The following is a 21,912-nucleotide window of genomic DNA, read 5'->3' on the forward strand; positions in this document are numbered from 1 at the left end:
TGTTGGAATGGCAACGATTTACACAGTATCTCAATTAAACAATGAAATAAAGGACTTGCTCGATGCGGTTCCCGGCTACCGCGGGTTAATGGTGCAGGGCGAAATCTCGAACTACAAGGCGCATTCGTCCGGGCACCACTACATGACGCTCAAGGACGAAAATGCGGCCATCAATGCGGTCATGTTCCGCTCGGACGCGATGCGGCTGAAATTCCGTCTGCAGAACGGCATGAAGGTCATCGTCAAGGCGCGCGTCAGCTCGTTCCCGCGCACAGGCGCGGTGCAGCTTTACGTCTCCGAGATCATTCCGGACGGTGCAGGTGCGCTCAACCTTGCGTTTGAGCAGCTCAAGGCTAAATTGCAGGCGGAAGGCCTGTTCTCCGAGCGGTACAAGAAGCCGATTCCGTCCTGTCCGGACAGTATCGCGCTCGTGACCTCGCCGACCGGCGCGGCGGTGCGCGACATGATACGCATTTTAGGACGCCGGTGGCCGCTGGCGAAGGTCGTGCTCTATCCTGCACAGGTGCAGGGTCAGGGCGCGGCAGAGAGTATTGCACGCGCGATTGCTCTGGCGAACGCCATCGGCGAAGCAGATGTCATTCTGTGCGGCCGAGGCGGCGGCTCGATGGAGGATTTGTGGGCGTTCAACGAGGAAGTGACCGCCCGGGCGATTTTTGCGTCCGAGATTCCGGTGATTTCCGCGGTCGGACACGAGCCGGATTTCACGATTGCGGACTTTGTTGCCGATTTGCGTGCGCCTACGCCGTCCGGTGCGGCAGAGCTTGCCGTGCCTGACAGAGCCGAGTACGCGCTGAACTTACGCACACTGGATACACGTCTGCACACGGCGGCGCACCGCAGAACAGAGCAGCAGAGAAAGCTGCTGGACGGTCTGCAGGAGCGGCTGTCGAACCGCACACCGATGAAATACATCGAGGAAAAACGCCTGCTGCTGACACAGACCGAGGAACGCCTGCTTTCAGCGGTTCCGGCGCGGCTGGAGACCGAGCACAACCGACTGAACGGACTGCGGCAGCGCCTGCTCACGGCAGGACAAAGCGGTCTGCACCGCTGTAAACTGCGGTTCGCACAGACTGTGGCGACACTCGACGCAATGAGCCCGCTGCGCGTTCTGGGCCGCGGCTACGCGGTAGCGACCAAGGGCGCCAAGCATACGGTCGTAACCGATGCAGCGGCACTCAAGCAGGGAGACACCCTGCATATTCAATTTGCAGAAGGTGCGGCAGACTGCCGCGTGACCGATATCGAGGAGGACAAGTAACATGGCGGAAAGAACATTTGAAAGCCAGATGGCACGTCTGGAAGAGATTGTGCGGCTGCTCGAGCGCGGTGAAGCACCGCTGAACGAAAGCATGAAGCTGTTCGAGGAGGGCACCAGACTGTCCGCGTCCCTCGGCAAGCTGCTGGACAAGGCCGAGCAGAAGGTCACCGTCATGCAGGAGAACATGCAGGGTGAACTCACAGAGCAGCCGTTTGCGGCAGAGGAGGAAGCAAAATGACGTTTTCCGAGCAGTTAAAGGCAGATATTGCGCTCATTGAACCTGCACTGGAGAAATACCTCTCGCGGGAGACCAGCGAGGGCTACGACCGCATTTTCGAGGCTGCAAAGTACTCCGCGATGGCAGGCGGCAAGCGCCTGCGCCCGGTGATCGTGCTGGAATTCTGCCGCCTGTGCGGCGGCGATATCGAGAAGGCGCTGCCGTTCGCGTGTGCGCTTGAGATGATCCATACCTACTCACTCATCCACGATGACCTTCCGTGTATGGACAACGACGACTTGCGCCGCGGCAGACCGACCTGCCACAAGGCTTTCGATGAAGCGACGGCGGTCCTCGCGGGTGACGGACTGCTGACGGCGGCTTTTGAGACGGCTTCGGCGGCAAAGGATGTTCCGGCGGAGACCATTGTGCGCTGCATTCGTATTCTGGGCGAAAACGCGGGCATGAATGGCATGATCGGCGGTCAGGTGCTCGATATGGGCGCCGAGCACCGCAAAATCTCGCTCGACGAGCTGCGTCTGCTGCAGAAGCTGAAGACCGGGTGCCTGCTCCGTGCGGCGTGTGAACTCGGCTGTGCGGCTGCCGGTGCGACTGACGAGGACACCCTCACTCGGGCACGCGCTTACGGCGAAAAGCTGGGCCTGGCGTTCCAGATTGAGGACGATATCCTCGATATTGAGGGAGATGCCGCAACACTCGGAAAATCCATCGGCAAGGACGCGGCCAGTGAGAAATCCACATTTCCATCGCTGCTCGGTCTGGAGGAATGCCGAGAGCTTGCGGCAAAGCTGACCGAGGAAACGGTGGACGCGGTAAAACCGCTGGACGGTCATGCGTTCCTCGTCGAACTGGCGCGCAGCCTGACCGGCCGCACCAGGTAAGACACACATTCACATAAAATTTACACACATTTCTTGAATATTTATGCGTTCTGTGTTAATATAACAGATAAGTGACGTAGTATCCTAGTCAGTTCATGCGATTCCCAAGACGGGCCTAAAAATCCGTAGACGGGCATATCGATGAAGTCTCTGGTGTTTGCTTCTTACGCCCAGTTTGGGGTGGATGCTGGAGGTTAAGGCTTGAGGGCGCGCTTCAATGGCATGAAGTACCGACCCTCTTGCCGTGGAGACCCGTGACTGTCGGATGCCTATAGCATTTCATAAGAGATTGATGGACGTCCAACGGCACGGGATGAAACCTGCAATGCGGTGCAGCGGAAGTTACAAAGGATTGATCACCGACGTAAGGACCAAAGTGCTGTGTGCAGTGTAGCCTGCCTTGAGTGGCCATGGTGAATAAGGTATCCGCCTGCGGTTTCCCGGCCAGGAACGCCGCGGGAATTGACTTTTGAAACCATGTCTGCAAAAGAGGCTAAGAATCGTTTTGACTGTAGTGGAAATCACCTAGGCTATTCTAACGAGGCAGACCGTGGATTGCAGTGCGGACTCAGTGGCAATTCGGTCCCGAACATGGTAACATCTCGGCACGGACTTTAATGGGAAACCCCCTTGACGGCGACGCGAGGCAGTCCGCGGGGAAAACCAACCGAACCTCAAGCCGCAAGATTTACTCGGTCTGCCGTCACTTACCTTAATAAAGAACCCGCGAAAGCGGTTATAAAGGCAACACCGCTATGCGGTATTGTCTATACGTCCCGGCGGCGGAATTTGCGGTTTGCCGCAATTTTCTGCTATTATGGAATAAATCCGGGGCAAAAATCGGTGAAGGAGTTATCTTCAGTGGATACGACCGACAAACAAAAGAAAAAACCGCCGCAAAAGCCCAAGGCTGTTAATACCGCATGGGTCGGCTTGATCACCGTCATCAGCTTTGCGCTGAGCGTTGTCATGTCCTATATCTCGAACGAAGCATTGGCCAGTGCGGGCACGATTCTGTCCTTTGCGGTGCTGCTGCTCTTCATTGCGCTCGGCATTGTGTTTGACATGATCGGCGTAGCATCCACCTCGGCGACCGAGAAGGAATTTCACTCGATGGCGGCCCACCGTGTGCGCGGCGCGCGCGAGGCGGTCTGGATGGTGCGAAACGCAGAGAAGGTTTCCAGCATCTGCAACGATGTGGTGGGCGATATCTGCGGCATTATCTCCGGTGCGACCGGAGCACTCATTGTTGCACATATCACCTCGGGGGTGAGTGCGGGACTCAAGGTTGTGGTATCTCTGCTGATTACCGGTCTGGTTTCGGCACTGACCATCGGCGGCAAGGCAGCCGGCAAGGGAATCGCGGTGATGTGCAGCAGCAAGGTGCTGGCGCTCTGCGGACGCGTGCTGTCCGTTCTGCCGCTCAAGCTGGATAACCGAAAGTAACGATATAAATACAGATAAACTGCCTTTCCAAAGGTGGGGATATTGATGAAGCAGAAACGATACGGAATTTTAGACAATATAAGCAGTCCTGCCGATTTGCGCGGACTGTCGTACGACACACTCGGCGTGCTGTGCGCTGCGCTGCGCGAGTTCATTGTGGACTCGGTGTCGCAGACCGGCGGTCATTTGGCGTCCAATCTGGGCATTGTAGAGCTGGCTGTCGCACTCGAGCGCGAGTTCGACTCCTCACGCGACCGCATCATCTACGATGTAGGTCATCAGTGCTATGTCCACAAGATCCTGACCGGTCGGCGCGACCGCTTTGACACGCTGCGGCAGTACGGCGGTCTGTGCGGCTTTATGAAGCCGGAGGAGAGCATCACCGACCCGTGTATCACGGGACATGCCTCGGATTCGGTTTCGGTGGCGCTCGGCATGGCGCATGCACGCACGATTAAAAACCAGAAATACCACATTGTCGCGGTCATCGGCGACGGTGCACTGACCGGCGGCATGGCATATGAGGCGCTGAGCAGCGCCGGCACCTCTCGGGAGCCGCTGCTCGTGGTGCTCAACGACAACAATATGTCGATCGCCAAGAATGTCGGCGGACTTAGCCGCCATTTGTCTCGCCTGCGTGTCAGCCCGCAATATCTGCGTGCAAAAACCCGCATCAAGGAGCGACTCAGCCGCATTCCGGGCGGCGGAACCATCACGCGCGCGGTATCGCGCTTCAAGGCGAAGATCAAGCGGGCTGTCCTGCCGACCTCGCTGTTCGAGCAGATGGGCTTTACCTATCTCGGTCCGGTGGACGGTCATGACATCAAGAGCGTGTGTGAGTTCATCGCACTGGCGAAAAAAATGAAAAAACCGGTTCTGCTGCACGTTATGACACAGAAGGGCAGAGGATATGCCCCGAGTGAGCAGCATCCGGAGAAATACCACGGCGTTTCCAAGTTCGACCGCGTAACAGGCGCACCGCTTGCCGCGAAGAAGGAGGACTTCTCTGCGTTCTTCGGCAAAGAGCTTTGCGCACTCGCCGAGAAGGACAACCGCATTTGCGCAATCACAGCGGCTATGCCGTCCGGCACGGGACTGACCCGCTTTGCGGAGAAATTTCCGGAACGCTTTTTCGATGTCGGCATCGCCGAGGAGCACGCCATCGGTATGGCGGCCGGTATGGCGGCACAGGGACTGGTGCCGGTAGCGGCCATTTACTCGACCTTCCTGCAGCGCGCTTACGACCAGATCGTTCACGATATTGCAATCGAAGGTCTGCACGTTGTCCTGTGCGTGGACCGCGCGGGCATTGTCGGCGCGGACGGCGCAACGCATAATGGTGTGCTGGATATCGCGTTCCTGCGGTCTGTCCCGGGCGTGAAGATTTTCTGTCCGTCCGACTTTGCGGAACTCCGAGCCATGCTGTCCCGTGCGATTTACAGGGAGACCGGACCGGTCGCTATCCGTTACCCGCGCGGCAGCGAAGGCGCGTACCGCAGGGAGCTGTCGGCACAGCCGCTCGTGTGCGTACACGAGCAATCCGGCAGTGAGGTGACGATCGTCACACACGGCATTATGGTCAATCAGGCGATCGACGCCGCGGAAATCCTCATGCACGAGGGTATCCGCGCACAGGTTTACAAGGTAAATGAAATCGGCAGCGGACTGGAACAGGCGTATGCCGAGGTGAAGGAAAAGCTGGGCGGCTGGTGTGTGGTTGCGGAGGACGTTGTGCCGAACGGCAGCGTCGGTGAGTGGCTTGCCGCGCACCGCAGCGAGCGTACCGATCTTCTGAACACCGGCAACCGCTTTCTGCCGCACGGCGGCGTAAACGAGCTGTACCGTCACTGCGGCATTGATGCCGAGGGCATTGCGGCATATATCATGAAAAATCGGAATGGGAAGGAGAACAGCGTTGGCTAAGAAGAGACTGGACGTATTGCTGTTTGAAAAGGGCCTTTGTCCCTCGCGGGAGCGTGCAAAGACTGCGATTATGGAGGGAATCGTTTACATTGCAGGCCAGAAGGCGGGCAAAGCAGGCGATATGGTTGACGAAAACGCCGAACTGGAGGTTCGCGGCAACGAGAACGCATTTGTGTCCCGCGGCGGCAAGAAGATCGAGAAGGCGCTCAACTACTTTAACATCGACCCGACCGATCTGGTCGTGATGGACGTTGGTGCATCGACCGGCGGCTTTACCGACTGCCTGCTGCGCCGCGGTGCGCGCAAGGTGTATTCCATCGACGTCGGCTATGGCCAGCTGGCGTGGAGTCTGCGTCAGGATCCGCGTGTCAAGTGCATGGAGCGCACCAATATCCGCTATGTAACGCCGGATATGCTGGAGGAAACGCCGTCGTTCTGCGTCATCGACGTGTCGTTTATTTCCCTCAAGCTGGTACTGCCGGTCGTTTCCAGCCTGCTGACCGAGGACGGCCATGTTGCCAACCTTATCAAGCCGCAGTTTGAGGCCGGCAAGGGCAAGGTCGGCAAAAAGGGCGTTGTCCGTGAGCCGGAGATTCACCTTGAGGTGCTGCAGAATTATGTGGAAAACGCGCATGCGGCAGGCTTTAAAGTGCTTGATGTGACGTTTTCTCCCATCAAGGGACCAGAGGGCAACATTGAATTTCTCGGCTATCTGGCAAAGCAGGGCGAGGAGCACATTCCGGATCTGGCAGACGTTGTCCGTCAGGCACATGAGGAACTGGACGCAAAGGCATGATGAAGAACGTTTTCATCTATCCCAATCTGCGCAAGGACAGCGCGCGCGATATCCTGCAGCCGGTGTGCGATCAGCTGCGGCGTGACGGCGTGCGGCTTATGCTGCCCAAGCAGATGCGGGTCGTGCCGCCCATCATTGAGGACGCGGATTACATGAAAACCGAGGACGCCGTGCAGTTTGCGGATATGGCGGTCGTGCTTGGCGGAGACGGAACCATGCTCCGTCTGGCACGAGAGGCGGCGAAGAATCAGCTGCCGCTGCTCGGCATCAACGTGGGTCATGTCGGGTTTATGACCGAACTGGAACCGGCTGAGCTGCCCAAAATGGAAAAGCTGTTCACCGGTGAATTTTCACTGGACAGCCGCATGATGCTGCATGTTGCTGTGCAGCGCGGCGGGCGTATCGTGTATGAGAACGACGCGCTCAATGATATTGTTATCGCAAAGGGCACCGCGTTCCGCGTGGTGCGCGTCGGCATTTCGGCGGACAACGAGGAGGTCACCCGCTTTAACGGTGACGGCGTGATCGCGGCAACGCCGACCGGCTCAACGGCCTACGGTCTGTCGGCAGGCGGCCCGGTCATTGAGCCGAGCGCGGAAAACATCGCTGTTATTCCCATCTGTGCGCACGCACTGGCGGCAAAGTCGTTCGTGTTTGCGCCCGAGCGCAGCGTATCCATCACCGCAGCCTGTGAGGGCGGCAGTGAGGTGTTCATTTCGGCAGACGGCGGACAGGGCTTTGCCGTGCGGCCGGATGATCGGGTCATTATCACCCGTTCCGACCTGCAGACGCGGCTGATTCGTCTGAAAGGCAATAGTTTTTATCGAATTTTACAGCAGAAGCTGTGAGCGGCGCTGCTATAAGAGAGGAAAACGCGAACGATGAAGTTTCAACGACAGGCAAAAATCCTCGATCTCATCGACCGGTTTGAGATTGAAACGCAGGAGGATTTGACCGCACATCTGCGGGCACTCGGCTACAACACCACACAGGCGACCATTTCGCGCGATATCAAGGAGCTGCGGCTTATCAAGACGCTCTCCTCGGAGACCGGCAAGTACAAGTATACCTCCTCGAACGCCGGTGCGGCGGATAGCTTCACCACGCGTCTGCGCAACATTTTCCGTGAATGCGTCACGGATATTGATGCGGCGCAGAACATGGTCGTCATTAAAACACTGCCCGGTCTGGGTCAGGCGGCGGCAATGGCGATTGATGCCATGCGCGCACCCGATGTGGTCGGCACGCTTGGCGGCGACGATACCGTATTCGCCGTTATGCGCGATAACGACAGCGCGCAAAAGTTCTGCAAACAGGCAAGAGACATTCTAAAGTAAGCGAGGGATAAGGCGGCAATGCTGCAATTACTCCACATTGAAAATATAGCGGTCATCGAACGTGCAGACATCGAACTTGATAAGGGTTTGACCGTGCTTTCCGGCGAGACCGGCGCGGGCAAGAGTATCGTTATTGATTCGATCGGTGCGCTGCTCGGCAAGCGCGTCAGCCGCGACTTAGTGCGCTCGGGTGCGCAGAAGGGCTTTGTCAGCGCGGTATTCACCGATCTGCCGCGTGCTCTGCGCGAACTGCTTGACGAGCTTGCACTTTCCGGTGACGAGCCGGACACGCTGTACGTTCAGCGGCAGATTTCCGCAGACGGCAAGAGCACCTGCCGCGTGAATATGAAGCCGGCCAGTGCGGCTGTCCTGCGGCAGCTGGCGCCGTACCTGATCGACATTCACGGTCAGAATGACGGCCAGAAGCTGCTCGATGAAGCGCATCACATCGAATATCTGGACGGCTACGCAGGCTGTGCCGAGATACTCGAGCGATACCGCCCGAAATATCAGGCGCTGGTGACACTACGGCGGGAAATTACTGCGTTGGAGACCGGCGAGCAGGAACGCCTGCAGCGCATCGATATGCTGACCTTCCACAAGGAGGAAATCGAGCAGGCGGCACTTAAACCCGATGAGGATGAGGCGCTTGCACAGCGCAAGGCGTATTTCGATCACGCGGGCAAGATCGCGGGTGCACTCGAGCAGGCACGTATGGCGCTCTCGGGTGACGATGAAATTGCGGGTGCGTGTGAATTGCTCGATCAGGCGGCAAACGCCATCGAGAGCCTGCGCGAAGTGTCGGATGCCTTCGACGGCATGGCCGAGCAGGCCGAGGAAGTGCGCCTGCTGGCGGCAGATTTGCGCGACAGCGTGGCAAGTCAGGGGGACAATCTGGACTTTTCTCCGGCGGAGCGCGAGATGGTCGAGCAGCGCCTGGACGAAATCTACCGTCTGAAGCAGAAATACGGCGGTACGATTCCGGAAATCCTTGCGTACCTCGAGAAGATAACCGCCGAACTGGATACACTCGAGAATGCGGACGACCGCAGGGAAGAACTGCGGGAGCAGTACCGCGATATGCTTGCGGAAGCCAAGGGCATCGCGGCGGAACTCACCGAGCAGCGCCGCAAGGCTGCAAAGCAGCTGGAGAGCGAAATCGTGCGCGAGCTGAGTGAACTGGACATGGACAAGGTGAAAATGCGGGTTGCGGTCCGTACCGGAACTAAGCTGTCCGCGCACGGCTGCGACACCGTGACGTTTGAGATTTCGGTCAATCCGGGTGAGCCGGAAAAGCCGCTCTCCAAGGTGGCCTCCGGCGGCGAGCTGAGCCGCATCATGCTGGCGCTCAAAAACGTATTGACAGCGGGCGAAGATGTTGGTATGCTGATTTTTGACGAGATCGACACCGGCGTTTCCGGCCATGCGGCTCAGCAGATCGGCCGCAAGCTGTCCGCGATTGCGAAAAAGAAGCAGACGCTGTGCGTTACCCATCTGCCGCAGATTGCCGCCATGGGCGACCATCACCTGCGCATTTCCAAATCCGTGCGGGACGGCCGCAGCTACACCGATGTCAGCCCGATGGACAGAGCACACCGCGTAGACGAAATTGCACGTCTGCTCTCCGGCGAGGAAATCTCGGATACAGCACGCCGCAATGCAGAGGAACTGCTCGATGCGGCCGGACAGGGGGCGTGAACCCGTGGTAATCATAGACGAACGCAGAAAAGAGCGTGCTCCGTAACGGTATTCGGACTCTTTTATCATAGAATGCAAACAAATTGAAATACAGGAGACAGAATAATGCAGCTTTACGACGAACTGAAAGCGCGCGGTCTGATCGCGCAGGTAACGAACGAAAAAGAGATCAGCGAGATGATCAACAACGGCAAGGCAACCTTCTACATCGGCTTCGATCCGACCGCGGACAGCCTGCATGTTGGCCACTTTATGGCGCTCTGCCTGATGAAGCGCATGCAGATGGCAGGCAACAAGCCGATTGCGCTGATCGGCGGCGGCACCGCTATGATCGGCGACCCGTCCGGCCGTACCGATATGCGCTCGATGATGACCGTCGAGACCATCCAGCACAACTGTGACTGCTTCAAGAAGCAGATGGAGCGCTTCATCGAATTCGGTGAGGGCAAGGCGCAGATGGTAAATAACGCCGACTGGCTGATGAACCTCAACTACATCGAGTTTATCCGCGACATCGGCTCGTGCTTCTCGGTTAATAATATGCTCCGTGCCGAGTGCTTCAAGCAGCGCATGGAGAAGGGTCTGAGCTTCCTCGAGTTCAACTACATGCCGATGCAGTCCTACGACTTCTACTACCTGTTCAAGAACTACGGCTGCAACATGCAGTTCGGCGGCAACGACCAGTGGAGCAACATGCTCGGCGGTACAGAGCTGATTCGCCGCAAGCTGGGCAAGGACGCGCATGCCATGACCATAACCCTGCTGCTCAATTCTGAGGGAAAGAAGATGGGCAAGACCGCTTCCGGCGCAGTTTGGCTCGATCCGAACAAGACTTCTCCTTACGATTTTTACCAGTACTGGCGCAATGTGGACGATGCGGACGTGCTCAAGTGCATCCGTATGCTGACCTTCCTGCCGCTTGAGGAGATCGAGGCGATGGATAACTGGGAAGGCGCACAGCTGAACAAGGCAAAGGAAATCCTCGCATACGAGCTGACCGCTCTGGTACACGGCAAGGAGGAAGCCGAAAAGGCACAGACCGCTGCCAAGGAGATCTTCGTTTCCGGCGGTGCGGCTGCCAACATGCCTACCACCACGCTGACCGATGCGGACTTCACTGACGGCCAGATCGGTGTGCTGACACTGCTCGTGAAGTGCGGCCTCGCGTCCTCCAACGGTGAGGCGCGCAAGCTGGTGCAGGGCGGCGGCGTATCGCTGGGCGGTGAAAAGGTCGCGGACTTCAAGCAGCAGCTGACCAAGGACTTCTTTAACGAGGAGTGCATGATCAAGAAGGGCAAAAAGACTTTCCATAAGGTTGTTCTGGGATAACGTCTGTCACGGAACGACATTTTCAAGAAGACGCAAAGAAGCGGCACAGACTGATTGGTCTGCGCCGCTTTTGTTATCTGGTTTTAGGAAAGAAAGCGTTCAGCCACCAGCATTACCAGCGGCAGCGTTGCCACGGACAGAATGGTGGACAGGCATACATACGACACCGCTTGCCGGTAATCCTGATCGAACTTCTGCGCGAAGATAGCTGTGCTGCTGGCAACCGGCGTTGCCGCTGCGATCAGCGTAATCAGCGTGATTTCGCCGCGCGCAAAGGGAAACAGCAGGAAGATGAGCACTGTCACCGCCGGAACGACAAGCAGACGCACGGCAGAGACAACGTACAGCCTTGCACTCGCAAACAGGTCGCGCAGGCGTACTTTGGACAGGTAGAAACCGAGAATAATCATCGCCAGAGCAGTATTGGCGTCCGCAATGTAGCTGATCGTGCCGGTGACGACCGAGGGCAGTGTCGGCTGAGTCACAAACAGGATAAGACCGATTACCATGGAAATGAAAACCGGGTTGACGAACACCATTTTCAGATTGATGGTTTCCTTTTTGCCTGATATAATAACAATACCGTACGTCCACTGCAGCAGATTGACAAGCGTGCTGTACGAGACAACGTAGAACGCCGCCTCCGCGCCAAACACGGCTGTGACGAGCGGAATACCGATGAAGCCGGCGTTGCCGAACGCGACCGCAAAGTTTTCAATCCGGTGCCGAGTACCGCAGGTGAGGTACGCCACGCCGATGGACGCGATAAACGCAATCACCGCGATAACAGCCGAAATGCCCATGGCACGCAGCTTGTCCATGCTGAACTCGGACATGTAGCTGCGCAGGATAACGCACGGAATGACCGCATACAGCAGCACGTTGGATAGATCACGGCTGCCCTGTTCGGTTATCATGCCGCGGCGGGAAAGAAGCAGGCCGAGCATCATCAAAAGAAACATGATGATCGTCTGCTGAAGCAGAATTTGAGTAATCATAAGGGAAATTTTCCTGTACTTTCATAGAATGGAGGGGAACGCAATGGAATTATACCAGCTTCGGCAGTTTGCCGCCGTAGCTAAATACGAAAATATGACGCGTGCCGCCGAGAGCCTGAACGTGGCGCAGCCCGCTGTATCCAAAACCATACGGAATCTGGAAAGCGAGCTGGGAGCCGAGTTATTCGAGCGAACGGGAAAGGGATTGCGCCGCACCGAGCAGGGAGATATCCTGCTGCGGTACGCACGGACGATACTGGAAGCCGAGCGCGACGCACGCGGCGAAATTGAGGAGAGCCTGCACCGGACAGGCGGTCTGTGCATCTGTGCGCTGTCGTGTGCGGAGCGTATCAGCGAGATACTCGCGGGGTTTTCCGCTGAGTACGGCAATCTGGATCTGCGCATCAGCAGCACGCCCGAGGGCAGCGACCTGCTGCTCGATTCCGCGGTATCGCGGGACGAGGTGCCTGCGGGTGCCGTCCTGCTGTACGATGAGGAGATGTGCGTGGCTGTGCCCGAGGGACACCGGTATGCCGATCGGGAAAGCGTATCGCTGACAGAACTTGCCGACGACCCGTTTATAGCGCTGAGCAATTCGCAGTCGTTCCGGCAGATTTCCGAGCATATTTTCCGATCAGCAGGTATGGAGATGCACGCCGCTATCGAGTGCGACAGCGCGGCCTTGCAGATCCGACTGCTGTCGTGCGGCATGGGTGTTGCACTGGTCGCGTCCGGCGAGTGGCGGCAGGTCTGCGAGGACGCAGGCGTGCGGCTGCTGCACATCAAGGACGCACAGTGCCGCCGGTATATCTATGTGCAGACGCTCGGACGGTTCCGCACGCAGAGCATTCGCGCGTTTACTGCGTATTTGGAGCGGTATTTTGCGCAGATGGCGTAAATCCGCGACAGGTCATGCGGCGTGTACCTCGAGAGGAACTTTTTCACCGAGTTCAAACTGATGCAGGCTTTCGAGCGAGCACTGAACCATATCGAACACCGCCTGATCGGTGAAGAACGCAACATGCGGGGTAACGATAGTGTTCTGGAAGGATTTCAGGATGATGTAATCGTGGTTGGTGACGCGGCTGTTGTAATTGTGATCGACGCGGATCACGTCATCCTCACCCTCAAAGCAGTCCACGCCGACCGAGCCTACACGGCCGGACTCAATGCCGTCGATCAGAGCACGGGTGTCGATCAGAGCGCCGCGTGCGCAGTTGATGATGACAACACCCGGCTTCATCTGTTGAATAGCCTCGGTGTTGATCATGTGGTAGGTGCTGTCGTTGAGGAAGGTGTGCAGTGTGATGACATCGGATTGCGCGTACAGCGACTCGAGCGAAACGTACTCCACGCCCATCTGCTTCATTTCCTCGGACGGGTACGGGTCATGCGCGATAATGCGGCAGCCAAAGCCGGACAGATTGTGAATAACGGCTTTGCCGATACGACCGGTGCCGATGACGCCAACGGTCAGGTTCTGCATCTCCATGCCGCGCGCCGCGCCGGATGCGCCGAGCGAGTAGTCTGCGGTGTGCGAGCGGAACATGATGTAGCCGGCCTTGCGGATGCACATCAGCATGAGCATGACCGTGTAGTTGGAAACCGCATACGGCGAATATCCGGCGTGGGATACGCGGATGCCGAGACGCTCTGCAGCTTTCAGGTCTACATTGTCGTAGCCGATGGTGCGCAGGGCCACATAGCGGACACCGTTCTCGGCCAGCTTTTCCAGAATCGGCGCAGGCAGGTCGCAAGTGCAGGAAATGCCGTCGCAGCCGCGGGTCAGCGCAACATTATCGAGGGTCAGCGTGTCCTTCTGCAGCGTAAGGTCCATATCAAGCGACTGACTGAAGTGATCGAAAAACGCGCGTTCGTCCGGACGGGCGTTGAATGCCATAACTTTCATTTTTATTACTCCTTGATCCATTCGTGGGTGAGCTTGCCGAGAATTTCAATGCCCTTGACGATCTGCTCGTCGGTCGGGGTAGAATAGTTGAGGCGGAAGGCGTTCGACACCTGCTTTTCGTCTGCCAGGAACGCTGAGCCGGGCACGCAGAGTACACCGCGCTGAATCGCCTCGCGGACAAACGGCTGCGAATCCATGCCGTCCGGCAGGAAGGCCATGGCGAACAGGCCGCCTTCCGGCTGCGAGAACGTGACCGCCGGATGGAAGGTGCGGCGCATGGTATCGAGCATGAGATTGCACTTAGCGCGGTATACGTCACGCGCTTTGTCGAGGTGCGCGGCAAAATCGTACTTGGTCATGTACTCGTTGCAGACATACTGGAACAGCACGTTAGAGTGCACATCGGTGGTCTGCTTGGCGATGGTCAGCGGCATGGTGAGCGACTTGTTGAACACGAGGAAGCCCAGTCGGAACGCAGGAGCCATAACCTTGGAAAAGCTGCCTGCATACAGCACGCGGCCTTCGGTGTCCATCGACTTGATGGTCGGCACATCCTCGCCGGAAAAGCGCAGCTCGCCGTACGGGTTGTCCTCAAGAATGGCGATATCGTACTTGCACGCGAGTTCATACACCTTTTTGCGCTTTTCGAGCGTGGTCGTGATGCCGGACGGATTCTGGAAGGACGGAATCGTGTACAGCAGCTTGGCCTCGGGGTGCGCCTTGAGAGCGGCCTCGAGCGCATCCGTATCCATGCCATCCTGCTGCATCGGAATGCCGATCAGCTTGGCGCCATACGAACGGAATGTGTTCAGGCAGCCGACAAAGGCCGGGTCCTCAGTCAGAATGACATCGCCTTCGTTTACCAGAACTTTAGTGGTCAAGTCGGCGCACTGCTGACCGCCGGACAGGATGAACAGCTCATTGTTCTCGAAATCAAAACCCTGTGTGCGGGTGAGGTAGTCCTTCATCGTATCGCGCAGCGGCGTGTAGCCCTCGGACAGACCGTACTGCAGAACAGAGACCGGTGCGTTCTTCATGACGTCCGCGATGATGTCCGCAATCTCGGGAACCGGGAAAGTCTCCGCGGACGGGTTGCCGCCGCCGAACGAGATCATATTCGGGTCCGCGCCCAGCTTGAACAGCTCGCGGATGGCCGAACCGTGTACGTCAGACATTCGGTTGGAAATTTCATACTGCATATCTATCGCTCCTGTTAAGATTTGGAATACAAGAAAACAAAAAGGTGCTGAAACCCCTTAGTCGGTAGGTTTCAGCGCCTTTGCTGATGGTTCTATTGTAAACCTGCACAAGAAATTTGTCCAATATCTGTTGTTTATGACGATATAACGGGAAAGAATACATGCTATGCCTTGAAGAATCACGCAAAACCTGCGATAATAGTAGGAGTCAGAATCACTCGAATATGAAAGCGAATTTTGCTATGAAACATATCTGTATTGGCATCACTGCACATGTTGATGCCGGAAAAACCACTCTGTCGGAAGCCATGCTGTATCAGGCGGGTGCACTGAAAAAATTAGGCCGCGTGGACCATCAGGATGCGTTCCTCGACACGTTTGCGCTTGAGCGCGCGCGCGGCATCACAATTTTCTCCAAGCAGGCGGAGTTCTCCCTGCCGCACACCGAGATCACACTGCTGGACACGCCCGGGCACGTTGACTTTTCGGCGGAGATGGAGCGCACACTGCAGGTGCTCGACTGTGCGGTGCTGGTCATCAGTGGCACGGACGGCGTGCAGGCGCATACGGAAACGCTGTGGCGGCTGCTGACGCGGCAGGGAATCCCGACGTTTCTGTTCATCAACAAGATGGATTTGGACGGCGCAGACCGAAATGCACTCCTGCAGGAGTTGAAATCGCGGCTGGACAGCGGCTGTGTGGACTTCACTTCGCCGGACACAATGGCGGAGGAGCTTGCCGTGTGCGATGAGGGTCTGCTCGAGCAGTACCTCGAGACAGGAATGGTGGACGACAGCCAGATCGCACAGCTGGTTGCGGAACGAAAAGCGTTCCCGTGCTATTTCGGCTCGGCACTCAGACTGGACGGCGTGGACGCGCTGCTGGATGGTCTGGAACGCTATCTTCCTACACCGCAGTACGGCGCGGACTTCGGTGCGCGCGTGTTCAAAATCGCGCGTGACGCACAGGGCAACCGCCTGTCATATCTCAAAATCACCGGCGGTGCGCTGTCCGTGCGCGAGCAGCTTTCGGGCGGCGAGGACGGCGGCTGGCAGGAAAAAGTGAGCGGCATCCGCATCTACTCGGGTGAAAAATTCCGCACGGCTGAGCGCGTCGAGAGCGGCATGGTCTGTGCGGTGACAGGACTCACGCACACGCGTCCGGGTATGGGTCTTGGCGCGGAAGCCGGTGCGCTGCCGCCGGTGCTCGAGCCGGTTCTCGGCTATCGCGTGTGCCTGCCGGAAGGGTGCGACGCGCATACCATGCTGCGCAACCTGCGCCAGCTTGAGGAGGAGGACCCGCAGCTTCGGGTGGTGTGGAACGAACGGCTCGGTGAGATACACCTGCAGCTGATGGGGGAGGTACAGCTGGAAATCCTCACCAGCGTTTTCGCGGAACGCTTCGGCGTGGATGTGACCTTTGACGAGGGCAGCATCGTCTACCGCGAGACCATCACCGAGCCGGTAATCGGCATCGGCCATTTTGAGCCGCTGCGGCATTACGCCGAGGTGCATCTGCTGCTTGAACCGGCAGAGCGCGGCAGTGGCATTCAGCTGTCAACGGCGTGCCCGACCGATGTGCTTGACCTGAACTGGCAGCGCCTGATTCTGACACACCTGGCGGAAAAACCGCATTTGGGCGTGCTGACCGGTGCACCCATCACGGATGTGAAGATAACCATTATTGCAGGACGCGCACACGTCAAGCACACGGAAGGCGGCGACTTCCGTGAGGCGACCTACCGCGCCGTCCGCAACGGCCTTATGCGCACGGAAAGCCTGCTGCTTGAGCCGTATTATGCGTTTCGGCTGGAGCTGCCGGACGAGTGCGTCGGACGCGCCATGACCGACATTCAGCGAATGAACGGCACGTTTGAGCCTCCGGAACAGGGTGCTCACGGCTCGATTCTGACCGGAACGGCGCCGGTTTCCACCATGCGCAACTACTGGACCGAGGTCGCGGCGTACACCAAGGGACGCGGTCGGTTGTCGTGCACGCCGAACGGCTACGCGCCTTGCCACAACGCGGAGGAAGTCATCTCGGCAGCTGCCTACGACCCGACCGCCGATGTGGAGAATACGCCGGATTCCGTGTTCTGCTCGCACGGTGCAGGCTATGTTGTCAAGTGGAATGAGGTGCCGGAGCACGCGCATATTGATACTTCAAACGTGCTTAAACCTAGGGAAGAAGAGCCGGAACAAGTCCGTCCGGTGCGTTCCTCCGGCACAGGCGGCGGAGACGGCTTCGGCGGCGATGTGGAACTGCGGGCCTTGTTTGAACGCACCTACGGTCCGGTCAAAAACCGCGGCTTTGAAGCCTTTCAGCAGAGCCGTAAAAAGGCCGCGACGCTTGAGCAGCTGTACGTCACCCGCATCCGTGAGGACGATTATCTGCTCGTGGACGGCTACAACATCATCTTCTCGTGGGACGAGCTGCGTGACATTGCCGCCCGTGATGTCAACGCAGCCCGTGAAGCGCTCGTCAACGTGCTGAGCAATTATCAGGGTGTGCGCAGATGCCATCTTATTCTCGTGTTCGATGCCTATAAGGTCAAAGGCGGCACCGGCTCAATTGAGCAGCGCGGCGGTATCCATATCGTCTACACCAAGGAGGCCGAAACCGCGGATATGTACATTGAGCAGGCGTCCTACGACTTATCGCGCAAGCACCGTGTTCGTGTGGCTACATCGGACGGCATGGAGCAGATGATCATTCTCGGACATGGCGCAGAGCGTATCTCCGCGACCGAGCTGCACTGGGAAGTAGAGCAGGCCAATGAGCATATTGAGGCAATTCTGAAAAAATTGTAAACAAAATCGGTTTGGACTTGAATTCATAGTAAACCTGTGGTATATTAGTGAAAAGGGGAATTTGCAACTATGAAGATTTCAACCAAAGGAAGATATGCGCTTCGTCTGATGATCGACCTGGCGCAGCATGACGCAGGCGGCTACATTCCGCTGCGCGATATTTCCAAGCGACAGCAGATTTCGGCCAAGTATCTGGAGCAGATCGTGGTGCAGCTTTCGCGTGCGGGCTTTGTTATCTCGACGCGAGGCGCACAGGGCGGCTACCAGCTGGCGCGGCATCCTTCGGAGTATACCGTGGGCGATATTCTGCGCATTACCGAAGGCTCTCTTGCACCGGTGGCTTGTTTGGAGCATGAGCCAGTGGATTGTCCTCGTGTAGATGAATGCATTACGCTCAGCTTTTGGCGCGGATTATATGACGCAATCAATAACTATGTTGATTCGGTCACGCTCGAGGATCTTGTCAATAACGGAACGCTTAATTTTTCCATCTAACGCAAAAAGACAGACGATTTTTCGTCTGTCTTTTTTTCGTTCCATTCGGTTGAGTAATGGAGAATTATCCTCAGAGTGAAGAGCGGCTTTTTTTGCCCTTCGGGCAATTTACCTTGTGCCGCGCCTGCGAAGAGTAAACCGCATGTGTAGCAGTACGCTATTTGTGAACTGCGAATAGGTTACAAAACAAACGCAAGAATAACCCGACTGCCGTTCTCCTTTTCGGAGCGCAAAAAAAGGGAACACCCCACAGGCATTCCCTTTGCATATAAGCTTATGCTCGATGCAGCAGCTTTTTGACACTGAGCAGCATCTCGCGGCTGTTGAGTGCCGCAACTGCGCCGAACAGCGCAATCTGCCAGACGAGCCACAGCGGCGGCTCAAGCAGCATGAGCATGGACTGCGCGGTAAGCAGAATCACGGTCAGCGCCAAGCGCGGCACCTTCCAGCGGACCGGCATGAACCGCCGGCTGTCAATCGCACGGTACAGGAACAGAGCCACATAGCTGATGAGTGTTGCCAGCGCCGCACCCGTGCCGCCCATCCGCGGGATGAGCAGGGCGTTCAGACCGATGTTAATGACCGCGGAGAATGCCGTGGACAGGAAGGACGCAACCGTCTTCTTTTCCAGCAGGTACACGCTTTTCTGGAAGCTGGACAGGCAGTTGAAGCCCGCGCCGACCGCCAGAATCGGGATGAACGTCCAGCCGATATAGTAGCTGGGCACGGCGAGAACTGTCATAGCCAGCTTGGCGCACATTACGCCGCCGGACGCGATGATGAACACGATGGACGAGTATGTGTTGCCGACGTTCGAGAAGAACGTGATCTGCTCCTCCTTGGTGTTGTTGTTGACCATGGATATCTGCCATGCATCAACAAAGATGGACGCAACAAGCGCAATCAGCGTCGGCACGCGATAGGCGATCGAGTAGATGGCGCTGACTGCGGTATCCTGCATGGAAGCGAGGAATACCTGATCCGAGAAGCCGATAATATACACGAGAATCGCATCCGGTACGAGCGGAAGCGAGTACGCCAGCATGCCGCGCCACAGGTGCATGTCCAGACGCTTGAGCTTGACGTACTTCCACAAACCGGCGATAATGAACAGGCAAACAGTGGAAAGCGCGTCCGAGCAGATGATGGAGAACACATAGCCGAGGATGTTCCAACGGAACACCTTCAGGTAGAGGATGTTCAGCATGATGGTGACGAACGTACGGAAAATGCCGTCGATCGCGTACAGGCGGACGTGGCCGAGCGCACGGATGAACTGGCTGCACACATTCTGCGTGCACGAGGTCAGAACATACAGGTAGATGATCCACTGATACTCAAGCAGTGAGCCGGTAACGCCCGCTGAGGTGTTATAGTGGATGAGGCTCAGCAGCGGATGGAACGGCAGTGCGATAATAAAGCCGCACAGCACGGTCACGAGCGCAATGGTAAACACACTGCGCTTGTAATACTTGCGCTCAAGTCCGTAGCGGATGACCGCCTGTCCGATGGACAGCGACACCACCGGGTACAGAATACTGGTGGTCTTGATGATCAGGTCAGCGACACCCATTTCATCCTGCGTCATCATGCCGGTGTAGAAACGCAGCATGAGGATGACGAGAATCTTGGAACTGAACGTGCCTATCGCAAAGATAAAGGTATTGCCGAGAAGGCGTTTGTATTGATTCATTTTTTGCCCTTTCTCAGCCGGAGTGTGTGGCACTGGTCGGTAACGCGGTCGGTCAGCCATGCAGCGATAATGCCACACAGCACGCCGATGACCGCTCCGGCCAGTACGTCGGTCGGGTAATGGACGCTGGCATACAGCCGCGAAAACGCAATGGCTGCCGCCAGCAGAAAGGCCAGAAAACCGGTTTTATGGTGGAAGAAGTACAGCGCCGAAGCTGCCGCAAACGAGCTGAGCGTGTGCCCGGACGGGAACGACCACGGGTCCTCCGGAACGAGCAGCGCCGTCAGGTCGGTGTGGGTGACAAATGGACGCGGCCGCATGACAAGGTTCTTGAGGAACACGTTGCCAAGCAGAAAGCCGACACCGAGCGCGATCAGCATCGCCGCACCGGCGCGACGTGTTCGTCGGAAGAACAGCAGCAGTACGGCAAGCGTAATCCAGACAGCACCGTAGCTGCCCATCAGGGAGAACACCTTCCAGACTGTGTCGGACAGACCACCGCGCCAGTGCTCCGAGATGTACGCGAGAACGCCGTAGTCAACTGAATGCACAATATCGAGCAGAATATCCATTTACCGGAATCGCCGCCTTTCAGGAGATTGGAAGTTGTTTTATGACCGGGGGATGGCTATGGAAACAACTTTCCGGTTATTTTTCGGAAGCAGAACGGTCTACCTTGTCCACGATGAGGGCAATCGCCTGGTCGCCGGTGACGTTGGTAGCAGTGCCGAAGCTGTCCTGCGAGAAGTGCAGGGCGATGATAAGCTGCTGCATCGGGTCCGTGAAGCCGAGCATCGAGGTGATCAGGCCCAGTGCCGACATAACACCGCCGCCCGGTACACCCGGAGCCGCAACCATGGTAACGCCCAGCATGAATACAAACGGAGCAAACATGGCAAAGGTCGGGGTTATGCCGCTTGCAAGCATGATGCCCATCGAGCCGAGTACGAGGCAGATGGTATCGCCGTTGAGGTTGATGGTAGCGCACAGCGGAACGACAAAGTCGGCAACGTCGTTATTTATATTGTTATTATATGCACAGTTCAGCGCAATCGGAATAGTCGATGCAGAGGACTGGGTGCCGAGTGCGGTAAAGTACGCCGGAGCGGCGTTCTTCATGCTTTTGAAGTGGTTCTTGCGGCAGACAATGCTTGCCAGACCAAACTGAGACACGATGTACAGCAGCTGCAGCACAATAATAATGGCATACAGGGAAGCGAACATCTTGACGGTAGCCGCCAGACGGCCCTCGGCTGCGATGTTGGCGAACAGACCTGCGATGTGGATCGGGATCAGCGGAATGATAATGCGGCTGAGTACGCCGGTAACGATTTTCTGCAGATCGCGGAAAACATTCAGCAGGGAATCACCCTTAAGGTTTGCCATGCCGATGCCGATCACGAACGCGAGCACAAGTGCGGTCATAACGCCGAACACCGGGTCAACCGTGATGGAGAACAGCGGCTCGAAGGCGTTGCTCTCGAGTACATCGCCGGTGATGGGCTGAATGAGCCCCGGCAGAACGGCCTTGCCGATGAAGAAGGTCAGCAGGCCGGAAATAACGGTTGTGCCGTAGGCCAGCAGCAGGGTCAGACCGAACAGACGGTTGGCCTTCTTGCCAAGCTCTGCCATGCCGACCGTGATGAACGACAGGATAATCAGCGGGATCATGAATGACAGGAAGGTTGAGAACAGCGAGGTAAAGGTTGCCAGCAGGCGGATGATGGCAACGAAGAACCCAGTGTCCGCGATGCCGAACCACTGTCCGCACATACCGATGAGGATACCGGCGATGATGCCGATAATCAGTCGAATTAACAGTCCTAATTGTTTCACTTGCATTTACTCCTCTTTTTCACAAAAATTTTAGCATACTAA

19 protein-coding genes are annotated in these 21,912 nt (G+C 57.1%); 13 read left to right on the plus strand and 6 right to left on the minus strand.

Annotated features, from left to right (window positions below):
* Positions 1-7: 7 nt before the first annotated feature.
* The 10 genes from xseA to tyrS all read left to right on the plus strand — a co-directional run bounded on the left by xseA (position 8) and on the right by tyrS (position 10,930).
* A complete protein-coding gene (xseA, locus tag PGY33_RS08835) occupies positions 8-1,282 on the plus strand; it encodes an exodeoxyribonuclease VII large subunit (protein ID WP_270478266.1) in 1,275 nt (424 codons plus the stop codon).
* Position 1,283: 1 nt separating this feature from the next.
* Positions 1,284-1,520, plus strand: a complete 237-nt coding sequence (gene xseB / locus PGY33_RS08840; protein WP_117490672.1) for an exodeoxyribonuclease VII small subunit — start codon at positions 1,284-1,286, stop codon at positions 1,518-1,520.
* Entirely contained in the window at positions 1,517-2,401 is an 885-nt protein-coding gene (locus PGY33_RS08845) for a polyprenyl synthetase family protein (protein ID WP_118480202.1), read from the plus strand. Before xseB ends, PGY33_RS08845 begins: the two co-directional genes overlap by 4 nt.
* Positions 2,402-3,262: 861 nt before the next feature.
* Entirely contained in the window at positions 3,263-3,847 is a 585-nt protein-coding gene (locus tag PGY33_RS08850; protein WP_202183305.1) for a hypothetical protein, read from the plus strand.
* Positions 3,848-3,892: 45 nt separating this feature from the next.
* Positions 3,893-5,770, plus strand: coding sequence for a 1-deoxy-D-xylulose-5-phosphate synthase (dxs, locus tag PGY33_RS08855; RefSeq protein WP_270478270.1), 1,878 nt, complete (start codon positions 3,893-3,895; stop codon positions 5,768-5,770).
* Positions 5,745-6,566, plus strand: coding sequence for a TlyA family RNA methyltransferase (locus tag PGY33_RS08860; protein WP_117490678.1), 822 nt, complete (start codon positions 5,745-5,747; stop codon positions 6,564-6,566). The genes dxs and PGY33_RS08860 overlap by 26 nt, the downstream gene beginning before the upstream one ends.
* The gene (locus PGY33_RS08865) at positions 6,563-7,414 is read left to right on the plus strand and encodes an NAD(+)/NADH kinase (protein ID WP_118480198.1); all 852 of its coding nucleotides are present in this window, start codon (positions 6,563-6,565) and stop codon (positions 7,412-7,414) included. Before PGY33_RS08860 ends, PGY33_RS08865 begins: the two co-directional genes overlap by 4 nt.
* A 33-nt stretch (positions 7,415-7,447) precedes the next feature.
* Positions 7,448-7,903 (plus strand): arginine repressor, encoded by a 456-nt coding sequence (locus PGY33_RS08870; protein ID WP_110436711.1) that lies wholly within the window; start codon positions 7,448-7,450, stop codon positions 7,901-7,903.
* An 18-nt stretch (positions 7,904-7,921) separates the two neighbouring features.
* The gene (gene recN / locus PGY33_RS08875) at positions 7,922-9,601 is read left to right on the plus strand and encodes a DNA repair protein RecN (RefSeq protein ID WP_118480196.1); all 1,680 of its coding nucleotides are present in this window, start codon (positions 7,922-7,924) and stop codon (positions 9,599-9,601) included.
* 105 nt (positions 9,602-9,706) lie between these two features.
* Positions 9,707-10,930, plus strand: a complete 1,224-nt coding sequence (gene tyrS / locus PGY33_RS08880; RefSeq protein WP_118480194.1) for a tyrosine--tRNA ligase — start codon at positions 9,707-9,709, stop codon at positions 10,928-10,930.
* Positions 10,931-11,013: 83 nt separating this feature from the next.
* On the opposite strand, the gene PGY33_RS08885 is transcribed toward tyrS, so the two are convergent.
* Positions 11,014-11,928 carry an AEC family transporter gene (locus PGY33_RS08885; RefSeq protein ID WP_270478272.1) on the minus strand — a complete coding sequence of 305 codons (915 nt, stop codon included), beginning with the start codon at positions 11,926-11,928 and terminating at the stop codon, positions 11,014-11,016.
* Between the two features lie 43 nt (positions 11,929-11,971).
* On the opposite strand from PGY33_RS08885, the gene PGY33_RS08890 reads away from it, so the two are divergent.
* Positions 11,972-12,826 carry a LysR family transcriptional regulator gene (locus PGY33_RS08890; protein ID WP_158575155.1) on the plus strand — a complete coding sequence of 285 codons (855 nt, stop codon included), beginning with the start codon at positions 11,972-11,974 and terminating at the stop codon, positions 12,824-12,826.
* Between the two features lie 12 nt (positions 12,827-12,838).
* On the opposite strand, the gene PGY33_RS08895 is transcribed toward PGY33_RS08890, so the two are convergent.
* Positions 12,839-13,837 carry a D-isomer specific 2-hydroxyacid dehydrogenase family protein gene (locus tag PGY33_RS08895; protein WP_118480188.1) on the minus strand — a complete coding sequence of 333 codons (999 nt, stop codon included), beginning with the start codon at positions 13,835-13,837 and terminating at the stop codon, positions 12,839-12,841.
* Between the two features lie 5 nt (positions 13,838-13,842).
* Complete coding sequence (locus PGY33_RS08900; RefSeq protein WP_110436717.1) at positions 13,843-15,036, minus strand: aminotransferase-like domain-containing protein; 1,194 nt, start codon at positions 15,034-15,036, stop codon at positions 13,843-13,845.
* A gap of 242 nt (positions 15,037-15,278) precedes the next feature.
* Here PGY33_RS08900 and PGY33_RS08905 point away from each other — a divergent pair, with 242 nt between their 5' ends.
* Both PGY33_RS08905 and PGY33_RS08910 read left to right on the plus strand, forming a co-directional pair.
* Positions 15,279-17,846, plus strand: a complete 2,568-nt coding sequence (locus tag PGY33_RS08905) for a translation factor GTPase family protein (RefSeq protein WP_270478275.1) — start codon at positions 15,279-15,281, stop codon at positions 17,844-17,846.
* A gap of 69 nt (positions 17,847-17,915) precedes the next feature.
* On the plus strand, positions 17,916-18,341 hold the full coding sequence (locus PGY33_RS08910; protein WP_110436718.1) for an RrF2 family transcriptional regulator: 426 nt from the start codon (positions 17,916-17,918) through the stop codon (positions 18,339-18,341).
* Positions 18,342-18,615: 274 nt separating this feature from the next.
* Here the strand turns inward: PGY33_RS08910 and PGY33_RS08915 are convergent, their stop codons facing one another.
* From PGY33_RS08915 to PGY33_RS08925, 3 genes are all read right to left on the minus strand, one after another.
* Positions 18,616-20,034 carry a lipopolysaccharide biosynthesis protein gene (locus tag PGY33_RS08915; protein ID WP_270478277.1) on the minus strand — a complete coding sequence of 473 codons (1,419 nt, stop codon included), beginning with the start codon at positions 20,032-20,034 and terminating at the stop codon, positions 18,616-18,618.
* The gene (locus PGY33_RS08920; RefSeq protein ID WP_118359676.1) at positions 20,031-20,606 is read right to left on the minus strand and encodes a phosphatase PAP2 family protein; all 576 of its coding nucleotides are present in this window, start codon (positions 20,604-20,606) and stop codon (positions 20,031-20,033) included. Before PGY33_RS08920 ends, PGY33_RS08915 begins: the two co-directional genes overlap by 4 nt.
* Before the next feature lie 76 nt (positions 20,607-20,682).
* Positions 20,683-21,870 carry a cation:dicarboxylate symporter family transporter gene (locus PGY33_RS08925; protein ID WP_199667432.1) on the minus strand — a complete coding sequence of 396 codons (1,188 nt, stop codon included), beginning with the start codon at positions 21,868-21,870 and terminating at the stop codon, positions 20,683-20,685.
* Positions 21,871-21,912 lie beyond the last annotated feature (42 nt).

The sequence above is a fragment of the Butyricicoccus sp. AF18-9LB genome (genome assembly GCF_027684505.1).
Taxonomy (GTDB): domain Bacteria; phylum Bacillota; class Clostridia; order Oscillospirales; family Butyricicoccaceae; genus Agathobaculum; species Agathobaculum butyriciproducens.